19 protein-coding genes are annotated in these 22,743 nt (G+C 60.3%); 10 read left to right on the top strand and 9 right to left on the bottom strand.

Annotated elements, in window-relative coordinates; genetic code table 11:
• Position 1 precedes the first annotated feature (1 nt).
• Positions 2-778 carry a metallophosphoesterase family protein gene (locus FEU76_RS08075; protein ID WP_144981973.1) on the top strand — a complete coding sequence of 259 codons (777 nt, stop codon included), beginning with the start codon at positions 2-4 and terminating at the stop codon, positions 776-778.
• A 103-nt stretch (positions 779-881) separates the two neighbouring features.
• Complete coding sequence (locus FEU76_RS08070; protein ID WP_144981970.1) at positions 882-2,132, top strand: PQQ-dependent sugar dehydrogenase; 1,251 nt, start codon at positions 882-884, stop codon at positions 2,130-2,132.
• A gap of 75 nt (positions 2,133-2,207) precedes the next feature.
• On the opposite strand, the gene FEU76_RS08065 is transcribed toward FEU76_RS08070, so the two are convergent.
• Positions 2,208-3,143 carry a cation diffusion facilitator family transporter gene (locus FEU76_RS08065; protein ID WP_144981967.1) on the bottom strand — a complete coding sequence of 312 codons (936 nt, stop codon included), beginning with the start codon at positions 3,141-3,143 and terminating at the stop codon, positions 2,208-2,210.
• Positions 3,144-3,263: 120 nt separating this feature from the next.
• Here FEU76_RS08065 and FEU76_RS08060 point away from each other — a divergent pair, with 120 nt between their 5' ends.
• Complete coding sequence (locus FEU76_RS08060) at positions 3,264-3,779, top strand: GNAT family N-acetyltransferase (RefSeq protein ID WP_144981964.1); 516 nt, start codon at positions 3,264-3,266, stop codon at positions 3,777-3,779.
• Between the two features lie 15 nt (positions 3,780-3,794).
• On the opposite strand, the gene nirD is transcribed toward FEU76_RS08060, so the two are convergent.
• From nirD to FEU76_RS08040, 4 genes are all read right to left on the bottom strand, one after another.
• Positions 3,795-4,181 carry a nitrite reductase small subunit NirD gene (nirD, locus tag FEU76_RS08055; protein WP_144981960.1) on the bottom strand — a complete coding sequence of 129 codons (387 nt, stop codon included), beginning with the start codon at positions 4,179-4,181 and terminating at the stop codon, positions 3,795-3,797.
• Between the two features lie 69 nt (positions 4,182-4,250).
• On the bottom strand, positions 4,251-6,767 hold the full coding sequence (gene nirB, locus FEU76_RS08050; protein WP_144981957.1) for a nitrite reductase large subunit NirB: 2,517 nt from the start codon (positions 6,765-6,767) through the stop codon (positions 4,251-4,253).
• Positions 6,768-6,769: 2 nt separating this feature from the next.
• On the bottom strand, positions 6,770-8,065 hold the full coding sequence (locus FEU76_RS08045; RefSeq protein ID WP_144981954.1) for an NAD(P)/FAD-dependent oxidoreductase: 1,296 nt from the start codon (positions 8,063-8,065) through the stop codon (positions 6,770-6,772).
• A 132-nt stretch (positions 8,066-8,197) separates the two neighbouring features.
• Positions 8,198-8,668: a hypothetical protein gene (locus FEU76_RS08040; RefSeq protein ID WP_144981951.1), complete on the bottom strand. Its 471-nt coding sequence runs from the start codon at positions 8,666-8,668 to the stop codon at positions 8,198-8,200.
• Here FEU76_RS08040 and FEU76_RS08035 point away from each other — a divergent pair.
• From FEU76_RS08035 to arfA, 4 genes are all read left to right on the top strand, one after another.
• Positions 8,667-11,381, top strand: coding sequence for a nitrate reductase (locus FEU76_RS08035; RefSeq protein WP_144981949.1), 2,715 nt, complete (start codon positions 8,667-8,669; stop codon positions 11,379-11,381). The two genes, FEU76_RS08040 and FEU76_RS08035, sit on opposite strands and share 2 nt — an antisense overlap.
• On the top strand, positions 11,341-12,225 hold the full coding sequence (gene cobA / locus FEU76_RS08030; protein ID WP_144981946.1) for a uroporphyrinogen-III C-methyltransferase: 885 nt from the start codon (positions 11,341-11,343) through the stop codon (positions 12,223-12,225). The genes FEU76_RS08035 and cobA overlap by 41 nt, the downstream gene beginning before the upstream one ends.
• 82 nt (positions 12,226-12,307) lie before the next feature.
• Positions 12,308-13,591 carry a phospholipase D-like domain-containing protein gene (locus FEU76_RS08025; RefSeq protein ID WP_222114794.1) on the top strand — a complete coding sequence of 428 codons (1,284 nt, stop codon included), beginning with the start codon at positions 12,308-12,310 and terminating at the stop codon, positions 13,589-13,591.
• A gap of 82 nt (positions 13,592-13,673) precedes the next feature.
• A complete protein-coding gene (gene arfA, locus FEU76_RS08020; protein WP_313955437.1) occupies positions 13,674-13,883 on the top strand; it encodes an alternative ribosome rescue factor ArfA in 210 nt (69 codons plus the stop codon).
• Positions 13,884-14,011: 128 nt separating this feature from the next.
• Here the strand turns inward: arfA and FEU76_RS08015 are convergent, their stop codons facing one another.
• Positions 14,012-14,725 (bottom strand): response regulator transcription factor, encoded by a 714-nt coding sequence (locus FEU76_RS08015; protein WP_052196350.1) that lies wholly within the window; start codon positions 14,723-14,725, stop codon positions 14,012-14,014.
• 158 nt (positions 14,726-14,883) lie between these two features.
• Between FEU76_RS08015 and FEU76_RS08010 the strand changes: the two genes are divergently transcribed.
• Positions 14,884-15,390, top strand: coding sequence for a molybdopterin-dependent oxidoreductase (locus tag FEU76_RS08010; RefSeq protein WP_144981943.1), 507 nt, complete (start codon positions 14,884-14,886; stop codon positions 15,388-15,390).
• Between the two features lie 53 nt (positions 15,391-15,443).
• The gene (locus FEU76_RS08005; protein WP_144981940.1) at positions 15,444-17,684 is read left to right on the top strand and encodes an ATP-binding protein; all 2,241 of its coding nucleotides are present in this window, start codon (positions 15,444-15,446) and stop codon (positions 17,682-17,684) included.
• 32 nt (positions 17,685-17,716) lie between these two features.
• On the opposite strand, the gene FEU76_RS08000 is transcribed toward FEU76_RS08005, so the two are convergent.
• On the bottom strand, positions 17,717-18,865 hold the full coding sequence (locus tag FEU76_RS08000; RefSeq protein WP_096922433.1) for an EAL domain-containing response regulator: 1,149 nt from the start codon (positions 18,863-18,865) through the stop codon (positions 17,717-17,719).
• A gap of 153 nt (positions 18,866-19,018) precedes the next feature.
• On the bottom strand, positions 19,019-20,278 hold the full coding sequence (locus FEU76_RS07995) for a methyl-accepting chemotaxis protein (RefSeq protein ID WP_260851375.1): 1,260 nt from the start codon (positions 20,276-20,278) through the stop codon (positions 19,019-19,021).
• Positions 20,279-20,419: 141 nt separating this feature from the next.
• On the opposite strand from FEU76_RS07995, the gene FEU76_RS18715 reads away from it, so the two are divergent.
• The gene (locus FEU76_RS18715) at positions 20,420-20,668 is read left to right on the top strand and encodes a hypothetical protein (RefSeq protein WP_260851374.1); all 249 of its coding nucleotides are present in this window, start codon (positions 20,420-20,422) and stop codon (positions 20,666-20,668) included.
• 201 nt (positions 20,669-20,869) lie between these two features.
• Here FEU76_RS18715 and FEU76_RS07990 read toward each other — a convergent pair whose 3' ends face one another.
• Positions 20,870-22,714 carry an ABC transporter ATP-binding protein gene (locus FEU76_RS07990; RefSeq protein WP_144981933.1) on the bottom strand — a complete coding sequence of 615 codons (1,845 nt, stop codon included), beginning with the start codon at positions 22,712-22,714 and terminating at the stop codon, positions 20,870-20,872.
• Positions 22,715-22,743: the final 29 nt, after the last annotated feature.

Below are 22,743 nucleotides of genomic sequence, written 5' to 3'. Positions count from 1 at the left end.
GATGCGCTTGAGAGTCTTGTCAGATTTACACCTGGAGCACTTTGCAGGGCAGCGCGAACTGCCGGAGGTAGCGGCCGACATAGTGGTGTTGGCGGGCGATATTCATCGTCATACCGAAGGGCTTGCATGGGCCAGAAGTCAGTTTCCTGACCTCCCCATTTTGTACGTACCGGGTAACCATGAATTTTATGGCACCTGCATGCCGACGTTGAGAGAAGCGCTTGTGGTAGAGGCAGCTAACCAGGGTATCGAGCTGCTGGATAACCGCAGTGTCGACTTGGGCGGCGTACGTTTTTACGGCACGACATTATGGACAGATTTTGCGCTTTACGCCGATGACCCTACCCGTGACCCCCATGAGACGTACACCAAGGCTCAGCGCTATATGCCAGATTTTAGCGTGATCACGCTTGATGAAGAGGAGGTGTTCACCCCCCAGGCCAGTCAGCGGTTGCACGCTGCTGCTGTGGCATGGTTGGAGAAAGAGCTTGCCATACCCTTTGAAGGGCGCCGCGTAGTCATTAGCCATCACGCGCCTCTGCATCGCTGCATTCCAGAGCGCTATCTCGGGGATGCGCTCTCTCCTGCCTTTGCCTCCCACCTTCCCCATCTGATGGGAAAGATGGATCTGTGGATTCATGGGCATGTGCATGAGCCAGTAGACACGATGTGCGCCGGTACGCGGGTGATCGCCAATCCGGGCGGTTACCCCGACGAGTTTTTGCCGGCGCTTTTTCGGCCAGCGTGGGTGGTCACGATAGCGGATAGTGCTTCTTAGATTCGCTTGCTAACTATTGTTGCTGCCTCTACCAAGGTCTTCTAGGCTGAACCGGTGATAACGCTAATGTTTAACTTTTTTTGGTTCAAGCAAGGAGCACCGCATGAAGACTCAGGGACGATTTCCGCTTTCCGTTGGCAAACTACCCCATTGGACGGCCGCATTTGCGCTGCTGGGCAGCGCGAGCGCCCTTCACGCCGATGTCCGCGCGGTCAATGAAGAAGTCGCCAGTGGCGTAGAAAGTGAAGAGACCCGCTTCACCATCACGCAGGTGTTGAGTGGGCTGGAGCATCCTTGGGCGGTGGCATGGCTGCCGGATGGACGGATGCTGGTGACGGAGCGTCCCGGACGCCTGCACCTGGTCGATGGCGACAGCGTGACCGAGCTGGGTAACTTGCCCAAGACGGACATCGACGAGGACGAGGAGTCTGCCACGGAGGGCGGCAATCAAGGCGGCTTGCTGGACGTGGCCGTGCATCCTGATTATGACGAGAATGGCTGGGTCTATTTTACCTTCTCCAGCCCGGGTGACCCCCGCGCCTTCAGTACCTACGAGCCGGATTACGGCACCGGCTTGGCGGTGGCCCGAGCGCGTATCGATGCGGACAGCGCCGAGCTGGTCGATCTCGAAACCCTCTATACCCAAGTACCGCGCACCCATCCGGGCGCTCACTATGGTTCGCGCATCGCGTTTCCGGGCAACGGCGAGATCATCTTCCCCATCGGCGACCGCAACGTGCAGAACCTGCCGCAAGACCTGACCAACCCGGGCGGCAAGATGATCCGCCTGCTTGAAGAGGGTGGCGCCCACCCGGACAACCCCTTCATCGGGGTCGAGCCCGGCAACCTGCGTCCTGAAATCTACTCCTATGGCCACCGCAACAATCAGGGGCTCACTCTGCACCCTGAGACGGGCGAGCTATGGGCGGTAGACCATGGGCCGAACGGTGGCGATTTGCTCTATCGTGTCGAAGCGGGCGCCAACTACGGCTGGCCCATGGTGGCCTTCGGCACCGAATATACGACCGATGCCCATATCGGCCTGGGCACCGAAGCGCCCGGTGTGACCGCGCCCACCCACGTGTGGGAAGAGTCGATGGCGCCTTCCGGCATGGTGTTCTATACCGCCGATGGCGTCACTGAGTGGCAGAACAGCCTGTTCGTAGGGTCGCTCAAGCGTGAGCAGCTGCACCGGCTGGTGCTGGACGACAACAACGAAGTCACCCATGAAGAAGTATTGCTGGCAGATACCCTGGGCCGTATTCGCGATGTGCGTCAGGGGCCGGACGGCTACCTCTACGTGCTGACCGACGAGGAAGATGGCGGCCTGTATCGCATCGAACCCGAATCCTGATACGGATAAGCTAAAACAGTGAAGAAGCACATGAAAGGCACCCTCGGGTGCCTTTCATGGTATGGAGCGAGTGCTTCAACGCGCTTTTTCTATCAGCATGCCGCAGGAGGGCGCCGCCCAGCGGTGATCGGAAGTAAAGACCACATCGCAGACCACCGGGGAGTAGTGCTGACGCACCTCCTGGTCGATGCGCTGGCGCAGGGCATCCTGCGCTTTCAAGGACAGGTTGGGCAGGTGCTCTGGCAGCACCACGTGCACGATCACGTACAGCAATCGACCTGGGCGTACCATCCGCACGCGAACCTCCTCGGTATCCACGTCTGCCAGGCCACGGGCCACCGCCTGGCGCACGGGGGCGGCAACGCTTTCCTCGGGTGTCTTGTTCAGTAGCTCGGCCAGCGCTTGTGAGGCCATGCGTACCGGCACGCCCAGGCAAAGCACCACAACGGCAATGACCAGCACCGAATCCACATATGGGAGCAGGGTTTGCCAACCCAAGGTGTCAAATACCAGAACCAGGCAAAAGGCAGCCAATACGGCGCCTGAAATCACGCTGTTGACCACCCAGTTGAGCTTGTCGGCGGCCACCAGCGGGCTGCTGACACGCTTTTGACTGCGGTGCATGACCCAGGCCGTCAAAGAGCACGCCGCGGTGGCAAACAGGGCATACAGAACCGCCAGCCCTGCTGAAATGGCGCGTCCCCCGGTCAGCAGTGCTGCCACCGCATCGACCAGGGCAAAGATGGAAACGCCCAGAATCAGCAAACCTTTGCATAGATTAACCAATGACTCGAAGTAGCTGTAGCCGAACGGGTACGATTCGCTGTCCGGACGGCTGGCGAGTTTGCTGACCTTGATGGTCACCAGCGCTACGCTAAAGTAGATAAGGTTGAACAGGCCGTCCAACAGAATGGCTTGAGAATTCGAGGCCAGCGTGGCGATGATGCCCGCACAGCCGATCAAGAGGGCCATGAAGGCGGAAAAAGCCAGGGTCGAGGCTTCTGTTTTCATGAACTGATGGCTCCCATGCCTACCTAATCAAGAGGCTGGCAAGCATAGCAACAGGATGGCAGGCAATGTCAGCGATTTCTTTTGGAATTGCCCTCAGAGGCCCCAAGGAAGGTGATACCCATGCAGCATGCCAAGGATTTGGCCTTTGATTTGATGTGCCCTGAAGACAGCGTTGACCTGCTGCACTTCGAGCTAGCCGAGCGCGTCTGGTTCGAGCAGCACATCGAAGCGCGTCCAGAGCGCTTTTACACGCCGCAAGGCGTGGCTCAGCACATCGTCGAGTGTCTGGCGCTCCATGCTCAGCGGCGGATGAGCCCCTTGATCGTCCGTTGGCGCGGCAGAATCGTGGGCCGTGCAAACCTGCGTGATATCGACAACGGCCAAGCCCGCGTCGGGTATCGCATTGCGCAAGCGGCCTGCGGACAGGGGCTTGCCCATAAAGCGCTCCACCGCCTGATCGAGGATGCCCGCTGCCTGTATGGCATCACCCGCCTGGAGGCCATCGTGGCGGAGGAGAACGCGGCCTCCAGGCGGGTGCTGGAGAAGGCGGGTTTCCGTGCGGAACTGCGTTTGGCGGCCTACTCGACCGTATTGGGCAGCCCTCGGGATTGCCAAGTGTTTTGCCGCCGTTGGTGAAGCGTGTGGCTCACCTTACCCCTTTATCCACACCTCCTCCCCCTGGAAGCGTACCTGCCAGGTACGCAGCCTGATGGTGTCATCTTCCACGCACAGGCCATTCTCCAGGCAGAAGTGCTGTTTATACAGCGGGGAGGCCACGACGGGCTTGCCCTGCAGGTCGCCGACGATACCTCGGGCGATGACATAGGCGCCTGAGAAGGGGTCGCGGTGGTCCAGGGCGTAGAGTTCGTGCTCGTGGCCGGGTACGTAGAAAAGCGCCACCTGGGCGGGGCCTTCCGGTGTATCCAGCCAGGCGGCCACGCCTGAAAAAGCGACCAGGTCGGCCCTGGTGCACAAGGGCTGCCAGGTATTCGCGCTGGCAGTGGTGCTTATATCAGTGCTGGTGTCTGTACTCGACATGGTGTCTGGACTCGACATTGTGTGCTGTGCAGTCGCGGTCATGGCGATTCTCGTGGCGGATGGGCGAAGTTATACGGGGCGCAGCTGGCCACGCTCGGAAGTCATGATGATCGACGGGTCGGGGCGCTGGTCGTTGACGAAGCTGCGGAAGCGCTTGAGTTTTTCCGGGTCGCTGATGGCGTTGGCCCACTCGCACTGGTAGCTATCCACCACATGCTGCATCTGGCGCTCCAGCTCAGCACCGATGCCGAGGCTGTCTTCCAGAATCACGTCTTTCAGATAGTCCAGCCCGCCCTCCAGGTTTTCACGCCATACCGAAGTGCGCTGCAAACGGTCGGCCGTGCGGACGTAGAACATCAGCAAGCGGTCGATGGTGCGGTAGAGCTGTTCGTCATCCAGGTCCGTGGCGAAGAGTTCCGCGTGGCGTGGGCGCATGCCGCCGTTGCCGCACACGTAGAGGTTCCAGCCGTTTTCGGTGGCGATGATACCGATGTCCTTGCTCTGGGCTTCCGCACACTCCCGAGTGCAGCCGGAGACGCCGAACTTGATCTTGTGCGGCGCGCGCAGGCCCTTGTAGCGGTTCTCCAGCTGAATCGCCATGCCAACGCTGTCCTGAACGCCGTAGCGGCACCAGGTGCTGCCCACGCAAGACTTCACGGTGCGCAGGGATTTGCCGTACGCGTGGCCGGTCTCGAACCCTGCTTCGATCAGTTCACCCCAGATGGCGGGCAGGTCCTCCAGGCGGGCGCCGAACAGGTCGATACGCTGGCCGCCGGTAATTTTGGTATAGAGCTGATATTTCTGGGCCACTTGACCCAATACCACCAGCTTGTCAGGCGTGATTTCCCCGCCCGCAATGCGTGGCACCACCGAGTAGGTGCCGTTTTTCTGCATATTGGCCATGAAGGTGTCGTTGGTGTCCTGCAGTGGCACGTGGGCGGCATCGGTAATCGGTTCGTTGAAGCAGGACGCGAGGATCGACGCCACGGCGGGTTTGCATATGTCGCAGCCCAACCCGTGGGTATCGGCGTTACCGTGCCTTGCCATCAGCTCGCTGAACGTCTTGATGCCTTCCACGCGCACGAGGTCGTAAAGCTCCTGGCGCGTGTGGGCGAAGTGTTCGCAGATCGAGGTGTCTACCTCGACACCGCGGGCGGTCAGCTCGTGGTCCACGACACTTTTCAGCAGGGAAGTGCAGCCGCCACAGCCCGTGCTGGCCTTGGTGGCCCCTTTCACGCTGGCCAGGTCGCTGGCACCCTCGTCGATGGCGCTGCAAATACGGCCTTTGGTGACGTTATGGCAAGAGCAGATCATCGCCGTTTCCGGCAGCGCATCCGGGCCAAGTACCGGGGCAGCGCCGCTTTGCTGAGGAAGAATCAGCGCAGCGGGCTCTTTGGGCAGCGGGATGCCGTTGGCGTAATACTGCAGCAAGGTGTCGTACACGCTGTTATCGCCTACCAGCATCGCCCCCAGCAGCTTCTTGCCATCGCTGCTGACCACCAGCTTGCGGTAGACCTGGGTGAGGGGATCCAGGTAGCGGAACATGCGGGCTCCCGGATTCTGGGTGCCGTGGGCATCGCCGATAGAGCCGACATCCACGCCCAACAGCTTGAGCTTGGTGCTCATGTCGGCGCCCCCAAAGCAGGCGTCCCCGCCTGTCAGCGTCGAGACCGCCGTTTTGGCCATTTGGTAGCCCGGCGCCACGAGGCCAAAAATACTCTGGTTCCACAGCGCCACCTCGCCAACGGCGAGAATGTTGGGATCGCTGGTGCGGCACTGGTCATCGATCACCACGCCGCCGCGCTCCCCGATACGCAGGCCGCACTCACGGGCCAGCGTATCCTGGGGGCGAATACCGGCCGAGAAGACGATGATGTCGGTTTCCAGCACCTTGTCATCCTGAAACACCATGCGCAGGCGGCTGGTGTCGCCGGGCTCGATGCGCTGCGTGGCCCGTTCGGTGAGTACCTGAACCCCCAGTGCCTCGATTTTTTCACGCAGCAGCTCGCCGCCTTCGCTATCGACCTGCATGGGCATCAGGCGGGGCGCAAACTCCACCACGGCGGTGTCCAGATTCAGGCCGCGCAGCGCGTTGGCGGCCTCCAGGCCCAGCAGGCCGCCGCCCACCACTACGCCATTGGTGGCGTCCTGGGCGGCGGCGCGAATGGCGTCCAGATCATCCAGAGTACGGTAGACCAGGCAGCCGGGCTGATCGTTGCCGGGAATGGGGGGGACGAAGGGAAACGAGCCGGTGGCCAGGATCAGCTGGTCATAAGGGTAGGCGCCCTGGGCGGTGCGCACCGTTTGCTGCTCGCGGTCGATGGCGGTGACGGCTTCGCCGCTGCGCAAGGTAATGCCGTGAGTGGCGTAATAATCGGCATCGCACAGGGCGAGGGACTGCGCATCTCGGCCGCTGAAGTACTCGGAAAGGTGAACCCGGTCGTAGGCACGGTGGCGCTCTTCGCCAAAGATCGTCACCTCGAAGGTGGCCAGCGCACCGCTGTCGACGAGCTGCTCGACGACATGGTGACCGACCATGCCATTACCGACGATGATCAGTTTCTGTGGGGGATGTTGAGTAGACATGGCTAAGCCGCCTCGCGGTGTGAGAATGAAGAAGATGCGTGGGATGCCAGCACGGCCTGGGCATCCGCTGCGCCAAACAGCAGCAGGTGGCGGCATGCAGTGAGATCGGTGGCGGCCAGCGCCTGTTCGAAGTACCAGGGCCCGTGCCGGGTATCACCGTATAAAATGGCGCCCTCCAGGCGTCCCTGATGCATCAGCAGGCGGCAGTAGTCGCCGTTTTCAGGATCCAGGTAGTGCAGCGTGTCGTGGTGTGGTTCCGCCTCGGTGGGCCCGAACGCGTAGAGCTGCACACCGCTGACCTTCAGCTTGGTGGCCGTGGGGGTTTCTGCATAATGGGCTGGCGTTTCGCCGCATAGTACGGCGGCCAAAACCTCGACCTGCCGCCAGATCGGTTCCACCAGGCCGTACGTATGTTGTTCGAACTGGCAGCACTCGCCCAGCGCAAAGATGTTCGGGTCGGAAGTGGTTAGGTGGCCATCGACGAGGATGGCCCGCTCGCAGGCGAGCCCCGCCTGCTGGCCAAGGGCGCTGTTGGGGCAAACCCCCGCCGCCATGATGACGTGATCGGTGGGTAACCGGCGCCCGTCGGCCAGCGTCACGGCACAGACCTGGCCCTGGCCGTCATCTTGCAGGCCGGTCAGCGTCACGCCGGTATGAAAGGTCATGCCTCGTTCCTGCAGGGTGGCTTCCAGCAATTTGGCGGCGGTGGTATCCAGTTGGCGGTTCATCAGCCGTGCACTGCGCTGCAGCAGGCTGACACGCAGTGCCGGGCCGCCGCGCTTGCGCAGGCCGTCGGCGGCTTCCAGGCCCAGCAGGCCGCCGCCCACCACCACCACGTGGCCACCGCGCTGGGCAATGGTTTCCAGGGTGGCCACGTCCTCGAGGGTGCGAAAACCGTGCACGCCGCGCAGGGCGACCCCCGGCAGGTCGGGCATGGCCGAGCGGGAGCCGGTGGCTATCACCAGGCGGTCATAAGAGAGTGCATCCCCCGAGTGAGTGATGACCCGCTGACGTTGACGGTCGATCTGCGCAACACGCTGGCCAAGGCGCAGGGTCACGCCTTGCCGGGCAAGGGCCTCTGGGTCTTGCAAGGTCAGGGCCTGCTGCTCCAGTTCACCGGCTAACCGAGGTGACAGCAGAATGCGGTTGTAGGCAGGCACCGGCTCCTCGCCGATCACGGTGATGCGTGTTGGGCGCGACGGGTGACGCAGCAGCGTTTCGACCAGTCGATGGCTGGCCATGCCGTTGCCAATGACCACCAGATGCGCGTTGGGTGTGCATCGAGAGACCGTTTCCATGGTGGCTCCTGTGAATAAAAAACGCCCCTGACACGACCTTCACGAGGAAGGGTGTCAGGGGCGTCGTTGCCCATGGGCAGATTCAGTTACATGCCGCAACCGCCATTGGCTGCGCGATGTAAACTCGTATGACTAGCAGCAGCAAAAAATCTGCCAGCCGATGGCTGGAGCAGTATAGTTTTTTAAAATCAATTGTTTGAGGGTATCAAAAGAAACAGAAGTAGCCGTGGAGCGGGCCATGCCTGCACTGGTTTGGTGCCTCTTGGGGTGATCCTGCACCAGCGAAAGGCTCGCTGGCGTGTTGTGAAGGCGCAGTATGTGAGAGGCGGTTTCTTTAGGTTTATGTTTTTGCTGATATTTATGAGTTTTTTGGAATATAGGGCCAATACTTGCAGTACCCCAGGTAACAACCAACAACGGCTCATTGCAGCATATTTGCCCATAATCAGCACAATGACTAATCGCGTCGAATAACGCTAAACGCAGCAAACCACTGATGAGTACGGCACGTGACGTGCCCCTGTGACAACGGCGTCCAGGCAAGCCTCTTGAGAGAGGCTGGCTTGGGCGCTTTTTGCTTTTTAGCGCGGGAGGAAATGCCATGCCAACGACCGCTCAGGTCAACACCACCTGCCCCTACTGTGGCGTGGGCTGCGGAGTGACGGCTACCCTGGAAAACGGCCGCGTTGCGGCGGTAGAAGGGGATCGCGGGCACCCTGCCAACCATGGCCGGTTATGCGTCAAGGGCACGGCGCTGCATGAAACCCTGGGCCACCATGGGCGACTGCTGCGCCCTCGGGTCGATGGCCGTGAGGTGAGTTGGGAGCAGGCATTGACCGCCACGGCCGAGCGGCTGCAGGCCCAGCGCAGTGCCCATGGCAATGGCTGCGTGGCGGCCTACCTGTCAGGACAGCTGCTGACCGAAGACTACTATGTCGCCAACAAGCTGTTCAAAGGCTTCCTCGGCACCCCGCATCTGGATACCAACTCACGGCTATGCATGGCGTCGGCCGTGGCGGGCTACAAGCGTGCCTTCGGGGCGGATGCCGTGCCCTGCCAGTATGAAGACCTGGAAGAGGCCGAGCTGGTGGTGCTGGTGGGCTCCAATCTGGCCTGGAATCACCCTGTGCTGTATCAGCGCCTGAAAGTCGCCAAGGAGCGTAATCCACTGATGCGCGTGGTGGTGGTGGACCCGCGAGTCACGGACACCTGTGATATCGCCGATCTGTACCTGGGCATCGCGCCAGGCAGCGACGCCTTTCTGTTCAACGGGTTGCTGGCCTGGATGGCGGCCCAGCAGAAGCTGGACGACGTCTATTTGCAGCGGCACACCGAAGGGATCGAGCAGGCGCTGGCCGCCGCCCAGCAGAGCGCCGGTAGCCTGCAAGCGGTCGCGAAGGCCTGCGACGTCGATGAAGAGCGGCTGGAGACCTTCTACTACTGGTTTGCCAGCCAGCTGCATGTGGTCACCCTGTACTCTCAGGGCGTCAACCAATCCTCCAGTGGTACCGACAAGTGCAATGCGATCATCAATTGCCACCTGGCGGGCGGCAAGATTGGCCTGCCGGGGGCCGGGCCCTTTTCGATCACGGGCCAGCCCAATGCCATGGGCGGGCGCGAAGTGGGCGGGTTGGCGAACCAGCTGGCGGCGCATATGGATTACCACACGCCCGGGGCACGCCAGCGTGTCAGCCGCTTCTGGTCCACGGAGCACCTGTCAGCTTCGTTGCCTGACGGGCCGGGCCACAAGGCGGTGGAGCTGTTCGAGGCCATCGAGCGAGGCGACGTCACAGCGCTGTGGATCATGGCCACCAACCCGGCAGTGAGTCTGCCGAACGGTGAACAGGTGCGTCGCGCCCTGGCCAAGTGCCCGCTGGTCATCGTTTCGGAGTGTGTGGCCCATACCGACCTGCTGCCCTTTGCCGATATCGTGCTGCCCGCGTCGGGTTGGTCGGAAAAGGATGGCACGGTCACCAACTCCGAGCGGCGCATTTCCCGCCAGCGGGGAATGCTACCTCCGCCGGGCGAAGCTCAACACGACTGGTGGATCATCTGCGAGGTGGCCAAACGGTTGGGGTTCGCAGAAGCGTTCGATTATGCCCACCCCTGGGAAATCTTCGATGAGCATGCGCGGCTTTCCGGCTATGAAAATAGCGGTGCCTCTGCGCGGCTGTTCGACATCTCAGGCCTGAGCGGCCTGGGCCAGGCGGCGTATGATGCGCTGGCCCCCATTCAGTGGCCGGTCACTCGGCAAGCGCCCCACGGCACGCCGCGGCTGTTCGTGGATGGCCAGTTTGCCACGCCCAACGGTCGTGCACGGCTGCTGCCGATCGATCCGCGTTTGCCCCAGCAGGCGCTTTGCGAGCGCTACCCGCTGCGCCTCAACACCGGCCGCGTGCGCGACCAGTGGCACACCATGACCCGCACAGCCCGTGCGCCTCGCTTGATGAACCATCGCGCCGAACCCTTCATCGAGCTGCATCCCGAGGACGCTGCCGAGCATGGGCTCGAAGCGCAGTCGCTGGCTCAGTTGAGCGCGGCCACGGGGGAGTATCGGGGGCGTGTGCGCCTTGCCCACGGGCAGCGCCGTGGGGAAGTGTTCGTGCCCATGCACTGGACCGACTGCTTTACGGGCCAGGGGCGCAGTGGCGCCTTGCTGCAAGGCATCACCGACCCGGTCTCGGGCCAGCCAGAATCCAAGCAGGGCGCCGTGGCCCTGCGTCGGTTACCCATCGCCTGGCAGGCCACCTTGCTGGTGGCCCAGGCAGACGAGTCGCCCGCGTGGTGCGACAGCGATTATTGGGCGCGTATTCCCTTGCCAGGCTGTACTCGCTGGCAACTGGCGGGCTGCCAGCCGAGGGAGGATTGGCTGGCCACGCTCGCCCACTGGTGTGGAACCCCGGCCTCGCTATGGTGTGAAGACGCTGCAACCGGGCGCTTGCGAGCAGCCAGCGTGATCGACGGGCAGCTGCGCTGGTGGCTGATGGTCGGGCCGCCTGACGAGCTGCCAGGGCTTGCCTGGTTGGCTGAACGGTTCACCGATGCGGCACTCTCCAAGGCTCAGCGGCGACGCCTGCTGGCCGGTTGTGACGATGGCGCAGTGGATGCTGGCCCGGTGGTGTGTAGCTGCCATCAGGTGGGGCAGGCCAGTATCGTCAAGGCTATTCATCAAGGGGATACCAGCCTCGAGGCGCTGGGCGCACGGCTGGCCTGCGGCACCCAGTGCGGGAGCTGTATCCCTGAATTAAACGCGTTACTCGAACAGGAGCGGCCACATGCGCACACTCGCCAAGCAGTTAACCCAGAAATGGCCTGAGGCCCTCATGCGTTTTGGCCTGCGGGCCTTGGCGCCGCTGCAAGACGACGCTACAGCGAACATTCGCTTGCCGCTCAGCGGCGAGTGCCGGGCAGGTACGGTCTACCTGGTGGGCGCTGGCAGCGGGGACGTCGAGCTGTTGACGCTGAAGGCAGCACGGTTATTGATGCAGGCTGATGCCGTGGTCTACGACCGTCTGGTCGGGGATGACGTGCTGGCGCTGATTCCCCCCGGCACCGAGCGCTACTACGTCGGGAAAGCCCGAGGCCACCACAGCGTGCCACAGGCCGATATCGGCCATTTGCTGGTGTCACTGGCCCTGGCGGGCAAGTCGGTGGTGCGCCTGAAAGGCGGTGACCCGGGCGTGTTCGGGCGCATGGGCGAAGAGCTGGCAGCGCTGGCGCAAGCCTCGTTATCGGCACACATCGTACCGGGCATTACCGCCGCGTCGGCAGCCGCGGCAGGGATGGGAATTCCTTTGACCGACCGCAGCCATGCCCAGCAACTGCGATTCATTACCGCGCAGCTGTGCCGAGAAGGCGGCACTCCGGACTGGGCAGCGCTGGCCCGTCAGGATGAAACGCTGGTGTTCTATATGGGGTTATCCAAGGTGGAGGCCATTTGCCATGGCTTGCGCCAGGCAGGACTGCCAGACACCTGGCCCATCATGCTGGTCGCCAATGCCAGCCAGCCCGACCAGCAATCGCTGACCGGCACCCTGGCGAGCATGCCAGATCAATTGAGGGACCAGCCGCTGCCATCGCCTTGCCTGATCATGGTCGGCAGCGTGGTCAGCATGGTGGCCCACAGCCCTGCGGCTCGGGGGGCGACGTTGGCGCGCTGACGCTTTCTCGTTGACGCTTTGGCTGGCGTTCACTGGGGGGAGCTGCAATCATGAGCCACGCTTATGAGGCAGGGAGCCACCCTTGAAACGCCGTACTCGACTCGTTTTCTATACCAGCTGCGTAGTAGCCGCTCTCTTCATGGTGGGCAGCGTGCTGTATCACAATGCCCAGCCGTCACCCAAGCGGCTGCTGGAGCCCGTGTCGGTAGACATGGGCACGCAGGACGAGGCGTTCATGCGCACCATGGGGTTGCTGCTGGAGCAGCCGCTGGTGTCGGGTAACCGCATCGACCCCTTCACCGATGGCGAAGCCATTTATGACGCCATGCTGGCAGCCATCGCGTCCGCCGAGAGCAGCATTACCTTCGAAACCTATGAATTTTGGGGCGCAACGGCCGCCGACCCCTTCGTGGAAGCGCTGTCGGCCGCTGCCGAGCGCGGCGTGGCGGTGCATGCACTGATCGATTACGTAGGCTCGGTACCTGCAGCTCAGGGCAAGTTCGAGCGCCTGGAAGCCGCCGGGGTCGACGTGATTCGCTGGCGCAAGCCCGCCTGGTACGAGTTGAGCCGTTTCAATCACCGTACCCACCGCAAGCTGCTGGTGGTAGACGGCCACACCGGTTTCATTGGCGGGGCCAACGTGACGGACAGCTGGCTGCCGGAAGGTGACGACGTCGGCTATCGAGATCACCATTTCCGCGTTCGAGGGCCCGTGGTCGGCAACATGCAGGCGGCCTTCGTGGATACCTGGCTGGATGCCAGCGGACGGCTGCTATTGGGGGAGCGCTACTTTCCCGAGCTGAGTGAAGAGGGCGATGTAACGGCACAAATGGTGACCAGTACCCCCCTGGAGGGGCGTCACCGCATGCGCAAGATGTTGATGCTGGTCATCGCCTCGGCCCAAGAGCATATCACTCTCGGGTCGGCCTACTTTTATCCGGATGAACAGTTTCTCCAGGCGCTGATCGAGGCACGGGAGCGGGGCGTGGAGATCACCATTCTGGTACCCGGTGACAGCATCGATAAAGGCTTCGTGCGCCACGCTTCGGTGAATCGCTGGCGGCCCATGCTGGAAGCAGGCGTGGCGTTCTACGAGTACCAGCCTGCCATGTATCACGCCAAGCTGATCAGTGTCGACGATCGCTTTGCCAGCATTGGGTCGACCAACCTCGACAATCGCTCGTTCAGGATCAACCAGGAAGGCAATCTCAACGTCTACGATGAGGAATTTGCCCGGTATGTGCGCCTGTTGGTGGAAGAGGATCTGCAGCAGGCGGAGCGCTACGACCTCGAGCGCTGGGAGAATCGCCCCTGGCGTAAACGGGTGGCCGGGTGGCTCAGCATGTTGGTGGGGGCGCATCTTTAGCGGCCATTTCCAGCAGCCATTTCCAGTAGCGATTGCCGCTCCAGGGAACCAACCTGCCGCTTGTCTGTCCAGAAGCGGGCCAATGCTCGTTTGCAAGTCCGAAGGAATTTACATAGGTAAACGTATGAAAAAGCGACACGGTATCAAGGACAATGCCTTGAAAGCACAGCTGCGAACACCCATGTTCAAACTGCAGCAGCAAACGCCCAAGAAGGGCAAGGGCAGCTACTCGCGCAAAGGACGGGGGAGGTTGACTCGATCAATCGACAGAGGGCATCGCCAAGCCGCTTGACGCAGGCAGTTTGGCGATGCTTTCCCCAAGCATCACTGCACACGCTGACGCGTGATTGCAGACTCTCATCAGCTTCGCCGACCCAGGCCCCTTGGGGTGTCGGTCGGCTTTTTTAATTGGCTACCTTTTTAATTGACCACCTTCTCTACGGGTGCCATATGACAGGTCTCCAGGCGATAGCCTGACTGGTAGATACTGCGCAACCGAAGACCGTGCCGCCCATCCAGTTCCAGCTTGCGGCGCAAGCGGCTGACATGGGTATCCACCGTGCGGGTCGAGACATCCCCTTTGATCCCCCACACCAGTTCGAGCAGATGTGCACGGCTCAGCAATTCGCCGACTTTTGAGAAGAACAGCGTCGCCAGACGGTACTCTCGCTCGGTGAGCTCCACCATATGCCCATCGACACTGATCGTATGTTCGACGGTATTGATATCGAACGCGCTAGGACAGTTGGCCGATGGGCGGGGCGTTTCATACCCTGCACGTCGGCCCAGCGCACTGACGCGAGCAAGAAATTCCTTGGGGCGTAGCGGCTTGGCCAGAAAGTCGTCGGCTCCCTGTTCCAGCGCCTTCACCACGTCGTCTTCGCCTTGGCTGGCGGTAATGAACAGAATCGGCCCACGCCAACCATCGTTCTGGCGCAGATGGCTCACCACGTCCATGCCGCAGGCATCTGGAAGGCGCCAATCAATGATCAGGAAATCGAAGCGCTTCTCTTGCGTGGCACGTCTAAGTTCACTGGCTCTGCCGAACAGCGACACCTGATGGTCGGCAGAGAGCAGGCACTGTTCAATAAATGCTTGTTGGTCAAGATCGTCTTCAAGCACACCGATATGCATAGTGAGTTACCTATTTTTATCGTGTGATAAATCTCACACCGCCTGGAAGAACTGCTCATCCATTAATTCTAGTTGAGTTTGGCCGAGTGACACAAAGGTTTACAGTTAACGCTTAAGTCTCAGCGCTATACTCCGCTTATCATCGAGGAGGGGGTGAAATGACCAATAAACTGATTAATAAGGCTTTTGTATTGTTGGCGGGGGTATCTTTCCTTACCAGTGTCCAAGCGTTGGAGGCTCCTGCCGGGCAAGTGGTGCTGGAAGTGGCGGGTAAGCTTACCCATACCAATGCGGGGGATGAAGCCCATTTCGATCGCGCCATGCTGGAAGCCCTGGCACAGCGCACGACGCGCACCAGTACGCCTTGGCACGATGGCGTGGTCAGCTTCGAGGGGCCGTTGGGGCGCGCGCTGCTGGAAGCGGTAGGGGCTGACGGTGAGCAGATGAGAGTGATTGCGCTCAATGATTATGCATCCACGATTCCCGTCAGTGATTTTCAGGAGTACGACGTGATCCTGGCCATGAGTGCCGATGGCAGTCCGCTGCGTATTCGCGACCATGGGCCACTGTTCGTCATCTATCCCTTCGATGAAACCCCGTCACTGCTGAACGAAGAGATCCTGACCCGCTCGGTCTGGCAAGTGAAGCGCATCGAAATCGAGTAACCCGCCGCGAGGTGCCATTGTTCGCCACGCGGTAACCTCGCCGGGTAAACGCCATGTTAGCCACTTTCAAACACTACTTTTCCAAACGCGTCAGGGTGGCCACCTTTTCGGCCATCCTGTTTTTTCTGTCTGCCATCATTACGGGTGGCGTCATCTTTCAGCGTCAGCACGCGATCGAGAACCGCTTGCTGGAAAACCTGGTGTGGACGGGCTATCAGTTCGACCGTGAAGTCCGCGAACTGCATATGGCGCTGGTAGACGTGCAGATCGGCAGTGCCAGCGTGGACGACCTGCTGCAGAGGTTCGAAATTCTCTATAGCCGCAAGAATCTTTTTCAACAGGGCGAAATCAACCTTGCAGTGTCGAAGATCGACGTTATCAACGACAACATCGTCCAGGCGGCTGAGTGGGTGGATGCACTGGATGGTCTATTAGACCCTTTATGGGAGCAGCCGGAGGCGTTGACCCCCGCATTGATGGCGGAGCTGATGAGCACGACTCAGCAGTTGCAGACATTTACCGGCACCGTATTGATCGAGACCAATGCCAGCGTGGCGCGTATGCGCACGGAAGAACGCGAGAGGATGACTCAGCTGTATGGGCTGGCGCTGGTGTTGTTGCTGTCGCTGATGTTTTCCGGCGGTATGTTGGTGCGTGCGCTGCTGCGGGAGGGGCGCTCGAGCTTACGCAAGGCCCAGGCGCTCGAGTTGAAGAGTCAGGAACTCAAGGAGACTGCGCGCCGGGCTGAAATCGCCAGTCAGGCGAAATCCGAGTTCATGGCGGTAATGAGCCATGAAATTCGCACCCCGCTCAATGGCGTGGTGGGCATGGCCGACCTGCTTGGTGACGAAGTGCACTCCCCCAAAGGCCAGGCGTACGTCTCGGCCTTGAAGCGCAGCGCCGACAGCCTGCGCAGCGTGATCAATGACATTCTGGATTACACCAAGATAGAGAGCGGTCGTCTGGACCTGGACAACCGTCCCTTTGATATCCATGAATGTGTCGAAGCACTTTGCATGGGCTATGTCTTGCAGGAAAAAAACCGTTGGGTCGAGTTCAGTTACTCCATCGACCCGGCGCTGCCTCGTTTCGTGGTGGGAGACATTGCCCGTTTACGCCAGATCATGATGAACCTCATCAACAATGCGCTGAAGTTCACGGATAGTGGGTACGTCAGATGCTCTGTGTCACCGCTAGAGAACGATCAGTTGCTGGTCGAAGTGCATGATAGTGGCTGCGGCATTTCGCAGGCGGATCAGGAGCGCCTGTTCGCGGCTTTTTCCCAAGTGGATACTTCCATCGCCAGGCGCCATGAAGGGACAGGGCTTGGGCTAGCCATTTGCAAACGGCTGGTGCAAGCCATGGCAGGGGAAATTGGTGTGGAGAGCGAGGTGGGCGTCGGCAGCCGTTTCTGGTTCGTGGTGACCATGCCCAAAGCAGGTAACGACTGTGAATACGCACAACGTGAGCAGTGTACTCGTCCAACGGCCGACCATCACATCCTCATCGTCGAAGACAACCCGATCAATCAGACCGTGGCACGCGTCATGCTGGAACAGCTGGGGCAGCGGGTCAGTATTGCCGAAAATGGTCAGGCTGCGTTGGAGCGACTGCAAGTAGAGTATGCTGCCATCGATCTGGTGCTCATGGACATGCAAATGCCGATTCTGGACGGCACGGAAACCACGCTGCGCTGGCGCAGCTTCGAGGCCGAACACCAGTTGCCGCACCTGCCGATCGTGGCCATGACCGCCAATGTCATGCCGGAGCATCGTCAGCGCTGTTTCGATAGCGGCATGGACGACATGATCAACAAGCCGTTCACCCGTGATGAGCTACAGCAGTTGATCAGTCGCTTCGTGACTGCAGGGAGTGACCCACAAGGCCCCTTGTGTGCGCCCCCTTTGCCTGCTGAAGAAGCACCGGCTACCGACGTGTCCGAGTCCGTGCTGGATGCACATATTTGCAACGAGCTGAAGGAGGCCTTCGAACCTACGGCGCTGGATGCGCTACTGACGACATTCCTGTCACGCCTGGAAGAGCGCTTGATTCGTTTGCGGGCATGTTGGCTGGCAGGAGATCACGACGCTTTGAAAAAAGAAGCCCACTCGCTGAAAGGTGCGGCCGCATCGCTAGGGTGCAAGGCCGTGGCGGGGCAGGCTGCCAAGCTGGAGCAAGCCAGTGTTCAGGCGCCAGAGAGTATTGCTGCCCTGCTGTCCTCACTGGAAACTCAGAAGAGTCTTACGCGCAAAGCGCTCAATGAGCAGGGCTTGTGCCACCTTTCGGATTCATGATCTGGGTTTGGCGGCCCGTTTCCAGGCAGGGCCTAGGCCGCCAGATGTTGTGCCAGCCAAAGGCTAAATGCATCGCCAGATAGCGGGCGAGAGATGAAATAGCCCTGGCCGACGGGGCAACCTGCCGCCGCCAAATGAGATTGTTGAGCGGCGTTCTCGATGCCTTCTGCTACCACGCTCATGCCGAGCTTCGTTCCCAATTCCACGATGGCAAGCGTGATGGTACGCGCATTGGGCTCGCTATCGATCAAGGAAACGAAGCTGCGGTCTATTTTCAGTTCGTCGAAAGGTAACCGATAAAGTTGCGTCAGCGATGAGTAGCCGGTGCCGAAGTCATCCAGCGCCAGTTTGAACCCTCGGCTGCGTAACTCTTCCAGTACGTGGCGCGCATAGCCCAGGCACTCGACGCTCACCGATTCGGTGAGTTCCAGGGTCAGCTTGGGCATCGTGGCGGGGTAGTGTGCACATAGCGCGTCGAAGGCCGAGAGCATGTTCTCCGCCTTGAGAAACTCGGCAGGCACGTTGACGGCCATGGTCAAATTGAGGCCTTGAGCATGCCAGGCAGCTTGCTGCTCGAGAGCCAGGGTCAATACGCTCCAGGTAAGGGGGACCATCAGGCCGCTTTTTTCGGCCAGAGGAATGAAGCTGTCGGGATAGACCATCCCACGCACCGGGTCCTGCCAGCGAACCAGCGCTTCCGCCCCGATCACCTGGCCCGTGGCCAGCGATATCTTGGGTTGCAGCGCCAGGCAGATATGCTCGTGCTTGATGGCCATCGCCAGCTCCCCTGCCGAGGGTGGCTTGGGGGAGGCTTCGATCTGTTCGATGAAGTCGCCCAGGTGAGTCAGCAGCTTCGCCTTGGGAAGAAAGCCAAGCATCTTCAATCCTTTGGCCTTTCCTTCGGCAAGTGCATGGGCGGCTGTCTCTGCCGAACAGCTGCTCAATAACAAGATCGAAGCGCTCAAGCGCAGGTCGTACAGGTAATCCAGAATATCCAGCCCGGTAAAGTCGCCGAGCCCAAAGTCCAGCACGATCAGGTTCACGTTCAAGAGCGCAGGGTTGCGGGCCAGCTCCCCAAGGCTGCCCGCCGTGACAACCTCGAACCCGTGGCGGCTGAGCAGCATCTTGCCTAGCAGCTGAATATCTACATCGTCATCGATCACTAACGCGCTGGGGGGCATACAAAGTCCTTTAGAGTACGTGCGTTGCGTATGGGTAAGTGTTATCGCTGCACGAACAAACGCCTGGGTAGGCAAGGCTCAAGCGCCTTTGGGCAGGGACCCCAAAGGCGCTATGAGAAACAGATCAGGAATTAACGAACGGTAATCGTGTCATCAGAAGGACTCCCAATCCGGTGTGGTCTGGAGTACTCGTTTTCTGGAGTGTGCTGAAGTTAACTGTAGTGTGTGTCGGCGCGGCTCAGCAAGTGCTACTTTACGTGTCACCAAAGGCGCGGAGGACGTATTGCTGAGCTTGAAGGCGCCCACCAGCATACCCAGTCTATCCGCTTGCTCGCGAAGCTCGGCGGCGGCGGCGCTCGACTCTTCCACCATCGAGGCGTTGTGCTGAGTCATGCTGTCCAGCTCACTGACAGCGTCGTTGACCTGGCCGATGCCGACACTCTGCTCTTTGGCGCCTGCGCTGATCTCGGCAACCACATCGGCCACGCGCTCGATGCTTTCCATCATTTGTTGCAGCGTCGCACTGGCCTTGTGTACCTGGGCCACACCCGCATGAGTGTGTTCGGCGGAGGTACTGATCAGCGCTGCAATACTCTTGGAAGCTTCGCTGGCACGGCTGGCCAGGGTGCGAACCTCCTGGGCTACCACCGCAAACCCGCGCCCGTGCTCGCCCGCTCGGGCGGCCTCGACCGAGGCATTCAGCGCCAGGATATTGGTCTGGAAGGCAATGCTTTCGATCATGCTGACGATATCGCCAATCTGACTTGAAGAGGTGCTGATATCGGTCATCGATTGCTGTACACCGTGCATCGCGCTGATGCCGTGCTGGGCTATTTCACGGGTCGAGAGCGCCAGCTGATTGGCTTGCTGCGCCGATTCCGAGGCATTGTTGACGACGGCTGCAATCTCTTCCATGGAGGCTGACGTTTGCTGCAAGTTGGCTGCCGCCTGTTCCGTCCGAGTGGCCAGCTCCTGGCTGCTCTTGGCAATTTCATTGGAGGCATGCTGCAGGCTGACCGTGCTATTGCTGACGGACTGAAGCGTATCGTCAATGCGTTTGATGAAGGCATCGAACTGCTGAGCGAGTTCGCCGATTTCATCCTTGCGTTGGCTTTCGATGCGCGCCGTCAGGTCGCCTTCACCCTCGGTAATGTCCTTGATGCGCGCCGTGACCTGACGAATGGCCCGTGACATGCTGATCGGGCCTGCCAGGGCAATGAAGATGGCAACGAAGAAAACGATGGCTGCAAATAGGCCAGTGATCCACTCCTGACGCTGAACATGCTGGATGGTACTGGTTTCGGTCGCGCTCGCCAGCGCTGCTACCTGGTCTCCGGCAAGGTCATAGAGTTCACGTAGTGCACTAAATGTCGTTAACGACGTTGTTTTGTGTAGCTGTAATGCTAATGTCAAGTTGCCTTCTTTATGCGCATTGAATACCGTGAGAGAGGCATCTTTCCACTGTGTGTATAGTGTTTCGAAAGTTGTTAGTTCGGATAATAACTCAGGATGATCTTGCATTAGCGATTTAAAGTTTTGCATGCCGGAAAGGGCTTGCAAAGCATTTTCTTCAAAGGTGGCAAGGTAGGTATTAGCCTCCACACTATTGGGGCTGACCAGTACGAATTCGGCTTCTGCGATGCGTGCCTGATGCAGGTCGCGGTCAGCATTGATGACCGCCGCTGCCGCAGGCCCAAATCGCTGGCTGAAGTCACTCATGCGCGACTGCACGGTGTTGACAAGCAGCACGTCCGAGACGAAAACAGCGAGCAGTGCCAGCGCTACACTGACAAAAGCAATTGAATATTTGACGCTGATCAATTGTAGGCGAGTTTTCATTTTTAGTGCCTCGGAGAAGGGGGGAGCTAACAAGTAATAACATAATCGACCCACCTCCAAAGAGCGATAGTGTCGGGGTGAATGTCACTTTTGTTCACGTTCTCCGAGAAACACTAAATAGTGAAAAACCATGAAGTTAATAGCGTATTAAAAGGCGGTAGTCGGCTATCGATACCCCTCTGCCTGGAGGTGGAACAGCGAGGCGTACCGCCCCTTGTCGGCAAGCAGCGATTCGTGGGTGCCACGCTCGATGATACGCCCCTGATCGATGACGATGATCTGCTCGGCGCTACGCACGGTGGAAAAACGGTGGGAAATCAGAATCGTCATTTTATTGCGGCTGTGTTCGCGAAAGCGCGCAAAGACATCGGCTTCGGCGGCGGCATCCATGGCGGCGGTAGGTTCGTCGAGCACCAGAATATCCGCCTCCTGGCGCATGTAGGCACGCGACAGCGCCACTTTTTGCCACTGCCCGCCCGAGAGCTCCTGGCCATTCTTGAACCAGCGCCCCAGCTGCGTCTGGTAGCCGTCGGGCATGCGCTGAATGAAAGGGTCGGCCAGCCCTTCCTCGGCAGCCTGCTGCCAGCGCTGTGCGTCATCGAAAGCCTGAATGTCGCCGACGCCCAGATTTTCGCCTACCGAGAGCTGATAGCGCACGAAATCCTGAAAAATAACACCCACGCGGGCACGCAAGGCTTGGCTGTCCCAGTCGTTCAGGTCGCTGCCGTCCAGCAGTATGCGCCCCTGGGTGGGCCGATACAGCCGGGTCAGCAGTTTGATCAAGGTGGTTTTTCCCGAGCCGTTTTCACCCACCAGGGCCAGGCTGCTACCGGGCGCCAGGTGCAGTGAAATATCGTGCAAGACATCTCCGCCGCCAGGGTAGGCAAACGAGACCTGCTCGAAACGCAGGCCATCACCTGGCTGAACCCCCTGCGTGAGGTGGCCTGACTCGCCTTCGGTGGGTTGTTCCAGATACTCGTAGAGATTCGAAAGGTAGAGGTTGTCTTCGTACATTCCGCTGATCGCCGTCAGGCTGGCCGACAATGCTGATTGGCCCTGTTTGAAGACCATCAGGTACATGGTCATCTGCCCCAGCGTGAGCGTCCCGGCAATGGTCTCGATCACGACCCAGCCGTAGGCGGCATAAAAGGTCAGCGTGCCCAGTAATCCCAGCACGAATCCCCAGCTCTCGCGGCGCAGCGTGAGCCGGCGGTCTTCGGCAAAGAGCTGCTGAAAGATCGCCCGATAGCGCTGCAGGAACAGCGGCTCGAGACCAAACAGCTTGACCTCCTTGATGCTGTCCTCGCGGGCCAGCACGGTTTCCAGGTACATCTGCATGCGCGTTTGTGGCGAGCGCCAACGAAACAGACGGAAGGCATCGCCGGAGAACTTGGCTTCGGAGATGAATACAGGCAGCGCCCCGGCCACCAGAATCAGCAGCGCCCAGGGCGAAAACTGAACCAGCAAGACGCCAAAGCTGACCAGTGAGATCGCATTCTGCAGCAGCCCGAAGGTTTTAGTGACCAGTGCCAACGGGCGTGTCGAGGCCTCTCGGCGAGCGCGGGTCAGCTTGTCGTAAAGCTCCGAGTCCTCGAACTGGCCCAGCGACAGTTTGCCCGCTTTTTCCAGAATCATGACGTTCACTTTCTGGCCCAGCAATGCACGAAGTAGCGCCTGCTGCGCCGAGAGGCCCCGCTGAGCGAGCGCGATGAGGGCAATGATCGCGCCTTCCAGCGCCACCAGGCCCAGTACGGGGGTAATGGCTTCCCAAAGGCTCGGCGCCTCGGTGGCCTGGTAGGCTTCCATGGCCGCCAGCACGCCATCCACGATCAGTTGGCCAACGTAGGCCGCCACGGCCGGCAGTACCCCCGCCACCAGCGTACACAGCGCAAGCCCCAGCATCATCCAGCGTGACGTCTCCCATACCAGGCGCAGGGCATGCTGGCTGTAACGAAAGACGTTGAAAAACCCGCTTGATAGCGCGGGAGAGGAGGAGGGGGCAGGTTTCATGGAGACATCGCTGGGTGGCCAGAAGAAGA

The sequence above is a fragment of the Halomonas sp. C22 genome (assembly GCF_007655045.1).
Classification (GTDB): Bacteria; Pseudomonadota; Gammaproteobacteria; order Pseudomonadales; family Halomonadaceae; genus Vreelandella; species Vreelandella hamiltonii.
This window is presented reverse-complemented; position numbering and strand designations above follow the sequence as displayed.

Bases quoted from the DNA above. Each gene is read 5' to 3' on its own strand.
- FEU76_RS08010 (WP_144981943.1), top strand. From the start codon at position 14,884: ATGACCAATAAACTGATTAATAAGGCTTTTGTATTGTTGGCGGGGGTA.
- FEU76_RS08005 (WP_144981940.1), top strand. From the start codon at position 15,444: ATGTTAGCCACTTTCAAACACTACTTTTCCAAACGCGTCAGGGTGGCC.
- FEU76_RS08075 (WP_144981973.1), top strand. From the start codon at position 2: ATGCGCTTGAGAGTCTTGTCAGATTTACACCTGGAGCACTTTGCAGGG.
- FEU76_RS08000 (WP_096922433.1), bottom strand. From the start codon at position 18,865: ATGCCCCCCAGCGCGTTAGTGATCGATGACGATGTAGATATTCAGCTG.
- cobA (WP_144981946.1), top strand. From the start codon at position 11,341: ATGCGCACACTCGCCAAGCAGTTAACCCAGAAATGGCCTGAGGCCCTC.
- FEU76_RS08040 (WP_144981951.1), bottom strand. From the start codon at position 8,668: ATGGCATTTCCTCCCGCGCTAAAAAGCAAAAAGCGCCCAAGCCAGCCT.
- FEU76_RS08015 (WP_052196350.1), bottom strand. From the start codon at position 14,725: ATGCATATCGGTGTGCTTGAAGACGATCTTGACCAACAAGCATTTATT.
- FEU76_RS08035 (WP_144981949.1), top strand. From the start codon at position 8,667: ATGCCAACGACCGCTCAGGTCAACACCACCTGCCCCTACTGTGGCGTG.
- FEU76_RS08045 (WP_144981954.1), bottom strand. From the start codon at position 8,065: ATGGAAACGGTCTCTCGATGCACACCCAACGCGCATCTGGTGGTCATT.
- FEU76_RS08065 (WP_144981967.1), bottom strand. From the start codon at position 3,143: ATGAAAACAGAAGCCTCGACCCTGGCTTTTTCCGCCTTCATGGCCCTC.
- FEU76_RS07990 (WP_144981933.1), bottom strand. From the start codon at position 22,714: ATGAAACCTGCCCCCTCCTCCTCTCCCGCGCTATCAAGCGGGTTTTTC.
- nirD (WP_144981960.1), bottom strand. From the start codon at position 4,181: ATGTCGAGTACAGACACCAGCACTGATATAAGCACCACTGCCAGCGCG.
- arfA (WP_313955437.1), top strand. From the start codon at position 13,674: ATGCTCGTTTGCAAGTCCGAAGGAATTTACATAGGTAAACGTATGAAA.
- FEU76_RS08060 (WP_144981964.1), top strand. From the start codon at position 3,264: ATGCAGCATGCCAAGGATTTGGCCTTTGATTTGATGTGCCCTGAAGAC.
- FEU76_RS08070 (WP_144981970.1), top strand. From the start codon at position 882: ATGAAGACTCAGGGACGATTTCCGCTTTCCGTTGGCAAACTACCCCAT.
- nirB (WP_144981957.1), bottom strand. From the start codon at position 6,767: ATGTCTACTCAACATCCCCCACAGAAACTGATCATCGTCGGTAATGGC.